9 protein-coding genes and 1 tRNA gene are annotated in these 10,866 nt (G+C 73.2%); 3 read left to right on the forward strand and 7 right to left on the reverse strand.

The features are described from left to right. Positions 1-29: 29 nt before the first annotated feature. From EYQ95_RS20440 to dtd, 3 genes are all read right to left on the reverse strand, one after another. Positions 30-102 (reverse strand) — tRNA-Ile (locus EYQ95_RS20440). An 82-nt stretch (positions 103-184) separates the two neighbouring features. After that, complete coding sequence (rpoD, locus tag EYQ95_RS20445) at positions 185-2,038, reverse strand: RNA polymerase sigma factor RpoD (protein ID WP_132329949.1); 1,854 nt, start codon at positions 2,036-2,038, stop codon at positions 185-187. A gap of 94 nt (positions 2,039-2,132) precedes the next feature. Continuing rightward, positions 2,133-2,570 (reverse strand): D-aminoacyl-tRNA deacylase, encoded by a 438-nt coding sequence (gene dtd, locus EYQ95_RS20450; protein WP_132329951.1) that lies wholly within the window; start codon positions 2,568-2,570, stop codon positions 2,133-2,135. Between the two features lie 60 nt (positions 2,571-2,630). On the opposite strand from dtd, the gene EYQ95_RS20455 reads away from it, so the two are divergent. The 3 genes from EYQ95_RS20455 to EYQ95_RS20465 are packed head-to-tail and all read left to right on the forward strand — an operon-like array spanning position 2,631 to position 5,587. After that, entirely contained in the window at positions 2,631-3,551 is a 921-nt protein-coding gene (locus EYQ95_RS20455) for a lauroyl acyltransferase (RefSeq protein ID WP_132329953.1), read from the forward strand. Between the two features lie 10 nt (positions 3,552-3,561). Next, complete coding sequence (locus tag EYQ95_RS20460; protein ID WP_243700011.1) at positions 3,562-4,071, forward strand: PH domain-containing protein; 510 nt, start codon at positions 3,562-3,564, stop codon at positions 4,069-4,071. After that, the gene (locus EYQ95_RS20465) at positions 4,058-5,587 is read left to right on the forward strand and encodes a PH domain-containing protein (protein ID WP_132329955.1); all 1,530 of its coding nucleotides are present in this window, start codon (positions 4,058-4,060) and stop codon (positions 5,585-5,587) included. The genes EYQ95_RS20460 and EYQ95_RS20465 overlap by 14 nt, the downstream gene beginning before the upstream one ends. Here the strand turns inward: EYQ95_RS20465 and EYQ95_RS20470 are convergent. The 4 genes from EYQ95_RS20470 to rsmB all read right to left on the reverse strand — a co-directional run. After that, positions 5,576-6,709, reverse strand: coding sequence for a glycosyltransferase (locus EYQ95_RS20470; RefSeq protein ID WP_207916562.1), 1,134 nt, complete (start codon positions 6,707-6,709; stop codon positions 5,576-5,578). The two genes, EYQ95_RS20465 and EYQ95_RS20470, sit on opposite strands and share 12 nt — an antisense overlap. Then, the gene (locus EYQ95_RS20475; protein ID WP_132329959.1) at positions 6,706-7,713 is read right to left on the reverse strand and encodes a glycosyltransferase family 2 protein; all 1,008 of its coding nucleotides are present in this window, start codon (positions 7,711-7,713) and stop codon (positions 6,706-6,708) included. Before EYQ95_RS20475 ends, EYQ95_RS20470 begins: the two co-directional genes overlap by 4 nt. A 36-nt stretch (positions 7,714-7,749) precedes the next feature. Beyond that, a complete protein-coding gene (locus EYQ95_RS20480; protein WP_132329961.1) occupies positions 7,750-9,423 on the reverse strand; it encodes a glycosyltransferase family 39 protein in 1,674 nt (557 codons plus the stop codon). Between the two features lie 167 nt (positions 9,424-9,590). Next, the coding region (gene rsmB / locus EYQ95_RS20485) for a 16S rRNA (cytosine(967)-C(5))-methyltransferase RsmB (RefSeq protein ID WP_132329963.1) at positions 9,591-10,866 on the reverse strand (1,276 nt) is incomplete at its 5' end.

Consider the following 10,866-nt stretch of genomic DNA (forward strand, 5'->3'; position numbering starts at 1 on the left):
ATGCAGGAGCGCATCGCCGCGGAGCGGCCTGGGCCCACCAGGATTCGAACCTGGAACCAAGGGATTATGAGTCCCCTGCTCTAACCGTTGAGCTATAGGCCCGCAGCGGGGCGATTGTAGCGACTGCACAAACGACGGGCCCGCCATGAAGGCGGGCCCGTGCGTTGCGCGAGGGCGCGGGCGCTCAGTCGATGTCGAGGAACGAGCGCAGCTGCTCGCTGCGCGAGGGATGGCGCAGCTTGCGCAGCGCCTTGGCCTCGATCTGGCGGATGCGCTCGCGGGTGACGTCGAACTGCTTGCCGACCTCTTCCAGCGTGTGGTCGGTGTTCATGTCGATGCCGAAGCGCATGCGCAGCACCTTGGCCTCGCGCGGGGTGAGGCTGGCGAGCACGTCGCGCACCGTCTCCGAGAGGTTGATGTCGGTGGTCGCGTCGATCGGGGACATCACGTTCGTGTCCTCGATGAAGTCGCCGAGGTGCGAGTCCTCGTCGTCGCCGATCGGAGTCTCCATCGAGATGGGCTCCTTGGCGATCTTCATGACCTTCCGGATCTTGTCCTCCGGCATGTCCATCTCCTTGGCCAGCTCCTCCGGCGTCGGCTCGCGGCCGTACTGCTGGAGCATCTGGCGGGAGATGCGGTTGAGCTTGTTGATCGTCTCGATCATGTGCACCGGGATGCGGATGGTGCGCGCCTGGTCGGCGATCGAGCGCGTGATGGCCTGGCGGATCCACCACGTGGCGTAGGTCGAGAACTTGTAGCCGCGGCGGTACTCGAACTTGTCGACCGCCTTCATCAGGCCGATGTTGCCTTCCTGGATGAGGTCGAGGAACTGCAGGCCACGGTTGGTGTACTTCTTGGCGATGGAGATCACCAGGCGCAGGTTGGCCTCGACCATCTCCTTCTTCGCCTTGCGCGCCTTCGCCTCGCCGTAGGCCATCGCGCGGCTGATCTCCTTGAGATCGGCCAGCGTGATCTTCATGCGCTGCTCTTCGTCGATCGTGGCCTGCTGCTCGAAGACGATGCGGTCCTTGACCTCGCGCAGGCCCGAGGACCACTTCTGCTTGCGCTTGAGCAGCTCGTCCACCCACTCCAGGTTGGTCTGGTTGCCTTCCCAGGCGCGGATGAAGTCCTTGCGCGGCATCTTGGCCACGCGCACGGACAGGTCGAGGATGCGGCGCTCGTGCTCCTTCACCTTGGCCACCGACTCGCGCAGGTTGCGCACCAGCGCGTCGGTGAGGTTCAGCGGCAGCTTGAGGGTGACGAAGATCTCCGCCATCTCCTCGCGCAGCTTCTTGGTGATCTTGTGGTCGGGGCCGTTCTTGGCGTGGCTCTTCTCGAACTTGGCGTAGAGCTCGCCCAGCGCGCCCATACGGTTGGCGACCTCGGCCGGATCCGGGCCGGTCGGGCCGGCCTCCTCGGCGACGTCGTCCTCGCCCTCGACCTCCTCGTCCTCCTCGTCGGCCACGGCGTCGACGTCCACCACCGGCACTTCCGGCGGGGCTTCCTCGACGAGGTCGTTGAAGCCGACCACCACTTCAGCCAGGCGCTTCTTGCCGGCCTTGTGCAGTTCGTAGTCGGCCAGGATCTGCGCGATCGTGCCCGGGAAGGAGGCGAGCGAGGCCTGGACCTGCGACAGGCCCTCCTCGATGCGCTTGGCGATCGCGATCTCGCCCTCGCGGGTGAGCAGCTCCACCGTGCCCATCTCGCGCATGTACATGCGCACCGGGTCGGTGGTGCGGCCACCCTCGGTGTCGAGGGAGGTCAGGGCGGCGGCGGCTTCCTCCGCGGCGGTCTCGTCGACCTCGCGGTTGCCGCTGGCCTCGCCGGCCAGCAGCAGGGTCTCGGCATCCGGCGCGATCTCGTGCACCTGGATGCCCATGCCGTTGATCATGCCGATGATGTCTTCGATCTGTTCGGGATCGACGACGTCGTCGGGCAGGTGGTCGTTCACCTCGGCATAGGTGAGGTAGCCCTGCTCCAGACCCTTGCTGATGAGTTGCTTGATGTCCGACACCTGGGTCTGACGTTCGTTGGCCATGGGCTATGCCACCGGTAAAAGGGGATCAAGGGAACCTTCTATTATACCAGCGACCCTCTCACGGCCGGTCGCGACCGGGCGGGGGCCGGGCGGGTCAGGCCCGCAGCAGGAAGGTCACCGGGCCGTCGTTGGCCAGGCTGACCACCATATGGGCGCCGAAACGGCCCGTTTCCACCGCCGGATGCGCCGCGCGGCAGGCCTCGACGAGGCGGTTGAAAAGCGGTTCAGCCCGCTCCGGCGGCGCCGCGGTCTGGAAGCCGGCGCGCATGCCGCTCGACGTGTCCGCGGCCAGGGTGAACTGGCTGACCAGCAGCAGCCCGCCGCCGGTCTGCGCCAGGGAGAGGTTCATCCGCCCCTGGCCGTCGTCGAACACGCGGTAGCCCAGCAGGCGCTGCGCCATGCGCGCCACCTGGGGCTCGCCGTCCGCCGGCTCGATGCCCACCAGGGCCAGCAGGCCGGGGCCGATCGCGCCCACGGTTTCGCCGGCCACGTCGACCCGCGCGGTCGTGACGCGCTGGATCAGGGCGAGCATGGACGGCGGGCGCAGGGCATGTCGGCGAGCCTAGCAGAGCCCTGCGGCTAGACTGCCGCGATGCACGCCCTGCTCGCCCGCCTGCTCGTGATGCTCGCCGCCGTCGCCACGCGGCTGCCCTGGCCCTGGCTGCGTGCCATCGCCGACCTGCTGGCCGCGCGCGCACTGCGCCGCAACGGGCGCATGGCCCGCGTGGCGCGCCGCAACCTCGAGCTGGCCTACCCCGACCTGCTCCCCGCCGAGCGCGACGAGACCCTACGCGCCATCCTGCGCAGCGCCGCGCGGCAGACCCTGGAAACCCTGCGGCTGTGGACGCGGCCCTCGTCGGAGAACCTCGCGGCGATCGACGAGGTGATCGGCGCCGGGCGGCTCGACGAGGCGATCGCGGCCGGGCGCGGGGTCATCGTCGCCGCGCCCCACCACGGCAACTGGGAGCTCCTCAACCAGTGGCTGGCCTCGCGCACCGACATCGCGATCCTCTACGCGCCACCGGAATCGAAAGTCGGCGATGCCTTCCTCAACCGCGTGCGCGCCACGCAGGACCGGGCCGGGCGCGTCACGCAGATCCGCGCCGAGGCCGCCGGCGTGCGGCAGCTGCTCAAGTGGCTGCAGCGCGGCGGGGTGGTCGGCATCCTGCCCGACCAGCAGCCCAAGCAGGGCGACGGCGACTTCGCCCCGTTCTTCGGCCGCCCCGCGCTCACCATGAGCCTGCTCGGCCGGCTGGCCGCGCGCACCGGCGCGACCGTGCTGGTGGCCTGGTGCGAGCGCATCGCCGATACCCCCACCGGCCCGCGCTTCGCCCTGCACGTGGAGCCCGCGCCGGAGGGCGTGGCCGACGCCGACCCGGTGGCCGCGGCCACCGCGCTCAACCGCGCCGTGGAGCACGTGGCGCGCCGCGACCCGGCGCAGTACCAGTGGACGTACAAGCGCTTCTCCATCCAGCCCGACGGGCAGAATCCCTACTGGCCCGACTGCTACTGAAGGATCCCGCATGCAGACCGACGCGCTGGACGGCGCCCCGCCCGCCCCCATGCCGCCCGAGGCCGGCTGGCAGCCGCTGCCCCGCCGCGCGCGCGCGCTGATGATGCTGGGCACGGCCTCGCTCGGCCTGCCGGCGGTGCCGGCGGCGGCGATCCTCGCCACCGCCACCGACCTCCTGCCGGGGATGGCCGCGGGCGCGGCGGCACTGCTGGCCGCGCTGGCCTTCGGTGCCTGGCGGGGCGCGCGCCAGCACGCCTGCTTCGCCTGGCGGCTGGACGGCGAGGGGCTGGCGGTGCGCCGCGGCACGCTCTGGCAGAGCGAGACGCGCGTACCCGCCTCGCGCGTGCAGCACCTCGACATCCGCCGCGGCCCGCTGCAGCGCGGGCGCGACCTCGCCACGCTGGTGGTGCACACCGCCGGCACGCGCCTGTCCACGGTCACCGTGCCGCACCTGGACGCGGGCGATGCCGAACGCCTGCGCGACACGCTCTCGCGGCAGATCCACGATGTCGACGACTGATCCCGCCGCGCTGCCCGGCACGGGCACGGCCGAGCGCCGGCTGCACCCGATGTCCTGGCTGTTCGTGCTGCTGCAGCAGCTCAAGCAGTTCATCCTGCCGCTGATCGCGCTGGTCTTCTTCGGCCAGGGCGACCGCAACGAGCTCTGGCCGCTGATCGGCGTCGGCGTGCTGGTCGTCACTTCCATCTGGCGCTACTTCACCTACCGCTACGCGGTGCAGGACGACCGCATCGTGGTGCGCAGCGGGCTGCTGGAGCGCAGTGCGCGCATCATCCCGTTCGCGCGCATCCACAACGTGGCCCTGCAGCAGTCGCTGCTGCACCGCCTGTTCCGCGTGGCCGAGGTCAAGCTCGAATCGGCCGGCGGCAAGCGGCCCGAGGCCGAGATGCGCGTGCTCGCGCTCGACGATGCACTGGCGCTCGAAGCCCTGGTGCGCCGCCGCGGCCAGCCTGCGCCCGGCGCCGCCGGCATCGACGCCGTGGACGCCGTGCCCGAGCCGCAGCGCCTGCTCCACCTGCCGCCCGGCGAGGTCGTACGGCTGGGCCTGATCTCCAACCGCGGGCTGGTCGTGGTCGCGGCCGGTTTCGCCGGCCTCATGCAGGTCGGGCCGCAGGACAAGGGGCCGGGCTTCATGCAGAGCATGATGAGCGCGGCCGGCGAGCGGCTTGTCGGCTACGGCGGCGCCCACGGCTTCGACCGCACCGACTACGTCGTCGCGGCGCTCGCATTGCTCGGGCTGGCCGCCCTGGCGCTGCGCCTGCTGTCGGTCGCGCTGGCGCTGCTGCAGTGCTGGGACTTCACGCTGACCGAGCAGGGCCGCCGCCTCACCGTCGAGCGCGGGCTGGCCGCGCGCTGGCGCACCAGCGTGCCGCGCCGGCGCATCCAGGCCTGGACGCTGCGCGAGGGCGTGCTGCATCGCCTGTTCCGCCGACGCACGCTGCAGGTCGACATCGCCACCGGCGCCGACCCGTCCTCGGGCCAGCGGCCCGTCCACGAGCTCGCGCCGGTGGCGACGCCGGCCGCCTGCGATGCGCTGGTCGAGCACCTGCTGCCGCGCGGGGGCTGGTCGACGCTGGACTGGATCCCCTTTCCGCGCGGCGCGTGGTGGCGCCTGATGCTGTCGGACGTCGCCTTCGCAACGCTCGCCAGCGTCGTGCTGACGGTGCGCTTCGGCCCGCCGGGGCTGCTGGCGCTGCTCTGGCTGCCCTGGGCGGCCTGGCTCGCGCGGCGACGCATCGCCGCGGCGGCGCATGCGCGCAACGACGTGCTGGTGGCGGTGCGCGACGGCTGGTGGTCGCGTCGCTGGCGCTTCGCCGAGATCGCCAAGGTGCACGTGCTCGCGCTGCAGCGCTCGCCGCTGGACCGCCACTGCGGCACCGCTTCGCTGCTGCTCGATACCGCCGGCGGCGCGATGGGCTCGCCGCCGCTGCGCATTCCCTTCCTTCCGCTCGCGAAGGCGCAGGCGCTGCACGCGCTGCTGGCGGCCGAGATCGCGCGGCGTCCGCTACGCGGCTGAGGTCGGGCCCGCGGCCTCGGCCGCGACGTCGAGCAGCAGGCGTTCGTAGTCGGCGTTCATGCGCTCGCGGCTGAAGTGCGTGGTCGCGCGGGCATGCGCGGCCGCGCCCAGGCGCGCGGCGAGGGCGTCGTCGCGCAGCAGGCGCTCGAGCGCGTCGGCCAGGGCGTGCGCATCGTTCTCCGGCACCAGCAGGCCGTCCTCGCCGTCGCGGATCACTTCCCGCACGCCCGGCACCGCAGTGCCGACCACCGCGCAGCCGGCGGCCATGGCCTCGATCAGCGCCAGCGGCATGCCTTCGTAATGCGTGCTCAGCACGCCGATGCGATGACGCAGCAGCAGGCCGGGCACGTCGCGGTGCAGGCCGAGGAAGCGCACCTGCGCCTGCAGGCCGAGCTGCTCGACCAGCCGCTCCAGCGGCCGACGATGCATGGACTTGCCCGCGCCGGCCAGCAGCAGCGGTGGCGTCAGGCCACGCTCGCGCAGCAGCGCGAGCGCGTGCAGCAGGGTGGCGTGGTCCTTCTGCCGCGACAGGCGCGCCACCATGACGATGCCGGCCTCGCGCCCGGCCAGCGGGTGCAGCGGCGCGTCCGCGAAGGGCGCGGTGCGGATGCCGTTGGAGATGGCGATCGTGCGCGCGGCCGGCATGCCCATGTCGAGCAGCACCTGCCGCACGCCCTCCGAGCAGCCGACGACGCGCGCGGTGCGCCGCGACAGCCAGCGCGTCTGCGCGAGACGCCAGCGCGTGTAGCGCTCGCGCGTGTTGTGCTCCACGTGCACCAGCGCGGGCACGCGCGCGAGCAGGCCGGCGTAGCGCCCCCAGAGATGTTCGGAGAAGCCGTGCGCCACCAGCACGTCGGGCTTCCAGCGCCGGCACAGGCGCGCGAGCGCGAAGATGGTCGCCGCATGCGACCAGCCCGGAACGACTTCCAATGGCACGCCGGCCGCGCGCAGCTCGTCGATGCGCGCCGGATCGGTGCGCCGCTTGCGGCGCAGCACCAGCAGCGGCTCCATGCGCCCGCCCTCGCGTGCGGCATTGACCAGCGCGATCGCCACCTGCGTGGCGCCGCCGGAGAACCCGCCGGTGACGAAATGCAGGACGCGCGGCCGCGGGGCCGCGGTCACGCCCCGGTCCAGCCGGCGCGGCGCAGGTAGTAGCGCGCGCGCCAGGCGCGCAATGGCCATCCGCGCCGACGGCAGCCGTTGATCACGCCGTCCACGCCGCCCGGGAACAGCCCGAGCAGGCCCTGGCGCCAGTCCTCGTGCGTGCCGGCGGCGGCGTCGCGCGCGCGAACCAGCCGACGCGCGGTGGACGCGTACGTGCGCAGGCAGAAGTAGTCGATCGCGAACAGTGCGGCGGGCGTGAGCTGCGCGCGCATCGCCATCAGCCCGTCGTGCAGCTCGGCGATCGAGCGCTGCAGGTGCAGGTGCCGCCCCGGCGCGACGGTGCGCATGATGCTGCCCTCGCGCTGGCGGTAGCCCACCATCGGACGCGGCAGGTAGGTCCAGCTGCGGGTGGCCGCCACCAGCGGCGCTATCACCGCGATGTCCTCGTAGTAGCGCCCCTCGGGAAAGGGTGCCGCGGCCCAGACCTCGCGCCGCGCGATCTTCGACCACGTGTGCAGCTGACCGCCGAGCAGCAGGCCTTCGACCAGCGTCGAGCGATCGTCGAGCACGCGCCCCGCCGGCCCGCGGAAGGTGCGGCGGTGCAGCTCGCCGCGCAGCCGGTGCTTGAGGCCGAACCGTTCGCGCACGACCGCGAAATCGCAGAGCACCAGGTCCGGCTGGCCGGCATCGATCACGGCGCGCAACGCGGCGAGCGCGCCGGGCAGGACCAGGTCGTCGGAGTCGACGAACCAGACATGGCGACCGCGCGCCTGCTCCAGCAGCGTGTTGCGCGCAGCCGACAGGCCACGGTTGTGCGGATGACGGAACGCGCGCACCCGACCGGGATCGGCGGCCACGCAGCGCTCGATGGCCTGCGCGGAGCTGTCGGTGGAGGCATCGTCGAGCAGGAGGATCTCGATGCCCGCGGCCTCTTGGGCGAGGATCGAGGACACGCAGTCCTCGACGTAGCCATCGACGTTGTAGACCGGCAGCAGCAGGCTCAGCCAGGGGGTCTCGTCCATGCGGTCGACCGGTGCGTTGAGGCGGCGGTCGCCAGTCTAGCGGAGAGCGGCCGCCGGTCCGCAGCGCACCGCCCGCGCCGGCAGCAGCCACCAGCCGCGGCGGTTGCTGCGCCCCATGTCCAGCGCCAGGCGGCGATCGACGCAGGCGGGCATGGCCACGTCCTCCACCAGGATCCAGCGCCGCGCCGGATCGGCCGCCTGCCAGGCCAGTGCGTCGCGCCACTGCGATGCCGGCTCGCGGCGGAAGCCGAACGTGCGCACAGGGCGGTCGGCCATGAGCGCGAGCTGTTCCTTCCAGGCGACCAGCGCGAGTTCGTCGCCCGGCGGCAGGTGCCGGCCGACGCGCTGCATCAGCCCACGCGCGGAGCTGGCGTCGTTGAGCAACGGCGCGCCGACCAGTCCGACCAGCACCCAGAACGTCGCGAGGGTGCCTGCGAGCGCGGCGACACCGCGGCGCGGCCCGCATAGCGCCAGCAGGCCGGCGCCACCGCTTCCGATCGCCAGCAGGAGCGCGCCCAGCGCATCGGCGTCCGCGAGCCCGCGCGCCTCGGCCAGGCGGCGCTCGAAGCCCGGCTCGCCCAGCAACAGCAGCGCGCCGGCCAGCAGGCACGCGCCGGCCAGCAGCGCGGCCAAGCCCAAAGCCAGCGCGCGCGCGCTGCGCCGCTCGAGGATCGCCGGCAGCCACGGGCCCAGTGCGAGGCACAGCAGCGGCAGCGCGGGCAGGATGTAGACCTCGCGCTTGCCCGCGCTCAGGCTGAAGAACAGCACGATCAGCACCACGCTGCCGAGCAGCACGAGCAGGCGGGCGTCACGGGCGCGCAGCGCATCGCGCCAGGGCCGCCAGGCCCAGAGCAGTGCCAGCGACGTCGGCAGCCACTGCGTGGCGATGACTTCGAGGAAGTACCAGGCCGGCTGGTGGTGGTGCCAGGGGTCGGCATAGCGCTTGGCGGTCTGCCGCAGCAGGATGTCGTCGGCATAGGCCTGCAGGGCCGGATCGGCGCTGGCGCGCACCGCGAGCAGCATGGGCACGAGCCAGGCCAGCACCGGCACGAACAGCGCGACGGGGCCGAGCCAGGCGCGCGCGTCGCGCCAGTGCATGCCGCCCGCGCCCGGCCAGCCACGCACGATCGCGACGCCCGCCGGCACCAGCACCAGCAGCGCGATCACGCCCACGCCCTTGCTGATCACGCCCAGCCCGGCGGCGAACCAGCCCAGCATCCACAGGCGCCAGTCCGGCCCGCGCAGCACGTGGCGCAGCAGGCCATAGGCCGAGAGCGTGACGAAGAAGACGAGCACCGGATCGATCTGCGCCCGCCGCGCCTGGAAGGTGAACTGCACGGCGAACAGCAGCGCCCAGCCCGCGTGCGCGCCGGCCTCGCGCGAGAACAGCCGCGTGCCGAGGTCGCGCACCAGCCACAGCGTGCCCAGCGATGCCAGCAGCGAGGGCAGCAGGAAGCCCACGCGCAGGTGGCCGGTGAGCGCGATGGCGATGGCCTGCAGCCACATGAAGAGCGGCGGCTTGTCCGAGTACAGCTCGTCGCCGCGCATCGGGAAAAGCCACTGCCCGCTTTCGACCATCTGCCTCGCCACCAGCGCGAAGCGCGGCTCGTCGGCGGGCCAGGGATCACGCAGGCCCAGGCCGGTGGCCAGCACGAGGACGGCGACGAGCCAGAACAGCCAGCGCTCGCGGGACGGTGCGGTGGGAAGCATCGCGCGATGATAGCGACGCGCCCGACGGCCCAGGCCCGGCGTCGACGCCGCGGGCAGCCGTGGGTGCCACACCCGGAGGGACACGCAATGCAGGCGGCCTTGCGGTCGCACGCCGTCGCGTCGCGGCAGCCCGTGTCCCGCGTGCGATGGCGCGCCGCGCCTGGCCGCTACGCCTTGCGCAGCCGCGCGTAGAAGAACCCGTCGCGCCCGCGCTCGCCGGGCAGCACCTGGCGGCCGGCTCCGCTTTCGCGGCCGAAGCGCGCATCCAGCGGCTCGGCGACCGCGTCCGGCGTGCGCAGGAGAAAGGCATCGACCTGGCGCTCGTTCTCCTCGCGCAGCACCGAGCAGGTGGCGTAGACGAGCACCCCGCCCGGCGCGAGCGTCGTCCACAGCGCGTCGAGCAGGCGCGCCTGCAGGGCGACGAGCGCGACGAGGTCGGATTCGCGACGATGCAGCACGACGTCCGGCTGCCGGCGCACGATGCCGGTGGCCGAGCACGGCGCATCGAGCAGCACGGCGTCAAAGCGCGTGCCGTCCCACCAGGCATCGAGGTCCGCGGCGTCGGCGGCGTGCAGTTCCGCCCGTTCGCGCAGCCGCAGGCGGCGCAGCGAGGCGTCCACCTGCGCCAGGCGCGCGGGATCGATGTCCAGCGCGGTGACGTGCGCGCCGGCGTCACGCTCGAGCAGGTGCGCGGCCTTGCCGCCCGGCGCGGCGCAGGCATCGAGGATGCGCGCGGCCGGCGGCGGGGCGAGCGCGTCGGCCACGGCCTGCGCGGAGGCGTCCTGCACCGAGACGTCGCCCTCGGGGAAGCCCGGCAGCGTGGCCACCGGCACGGGCGTGTCCAGGCGCAGGGCATCGGGTGCATCGAGGTCGGCATGGGCCTCGAGCCCCGCCTCCGACAGGCGCTGCCGATACGCCTCGCGCGTGCCGCGCAGGCGATTGACGCGCAGCCACAGCGGCGGCGGCTGCGCGTGCGCGGCGACGATCGCGTCGGCCTCGCCGGGCCAGTCGGCGGCCAGGCGCGTGCGCAGCCACGGCGGCCAGTGCGCGCCGGGGTCGGTCTCCGGCAGGCCCTCGCGCACTGCACGCCGCAGAAGCGCATTGACCAGCCTGGCGTGATGCGGCGCATCGAGCGCGCGCGCGGCGTCGACCGTGGCGGCGACCGCCGCATGCGCGGGCAGGCCCAGCGGGTCCAGCTGCGCCAGGCCCACCATCAGCAGCGCGCGCACGCGCGAGTCGCGGCGCGGCAATGCGCGCGGCATCCAGGCCTCCAGCGCCGTCGCCGGACGCGCGGGCGCACGCAGCACGGCAAACACCATCGCCTCCACGAGCGCGCGGTCGCGGGGATCGGCGATCCCCGCCAGCGCCGGGCCGAGTTCGGCGCGCAGGGAGCGGCCGTGATGCAGGACGGCGTCGACCACCCGCGCCGCGGCGGCGCGCGTG

Source organism: Lysobacter sp. N42 (genome assembly GCF_004344885.1).

What these genes read in the sequence shown, in the direction of transcription:
- EYQ95_RS20465 (WP_132329955.1), top strand. Translation starts at nt 4,058, where the DNA reads ATGTCGACGACTGATCCCGCCGCGCTGCCCGGCACGGGCACGGCCGAG.
- EYQ95_RS20455 (WP_132329953.1), top strand. Translation starts at nt 2,631, where the DNA reads ATGCACGCCCTGCTCGCCCGCCTGCTCGTGATGCTCGCCGCCGTCGCC.
- dtd (WP_132329951.1), bottom strand. Translation starts at nt 2,570, where the DNA reads ATGCTCGCCCTGATCCAGCGCGTCACGACCGCGCGGGTCGACGTGGCC.
- EYQ95_RS20480 (WP_132329961.1), bottom strand. Translation starts at nt 9,423, where the DNA reads ATGCTTCCCACCGCACCGTCCCGCGAGCGCTGGCTGTTCTGGCTCGTC.
- rpoD (WP_132329949.1), bottom strand. Translation starts at nt 2,038, where the DNA reads ATGGCCAACGAACGTCAGACCCAGGTGTCGGACATCAAGCAACTCATC.
- EYQ95_RS20475 (WP_132329959.1), bottom strand. Translation starts at nt 7,713, where the DNA reads ATGGACGAGACCCCCTGGCTGAGCCTGCTGCTGCCGGTCTACAACGTC.
- EYQ95_RS20460 (WP_243700011.1), top strand. Translation starts at nt 3,562, where the DNA reads ATGCAGACCGACGCGCTGGACGGCGCCCCGCCCGCCCCCATGCCGCCC.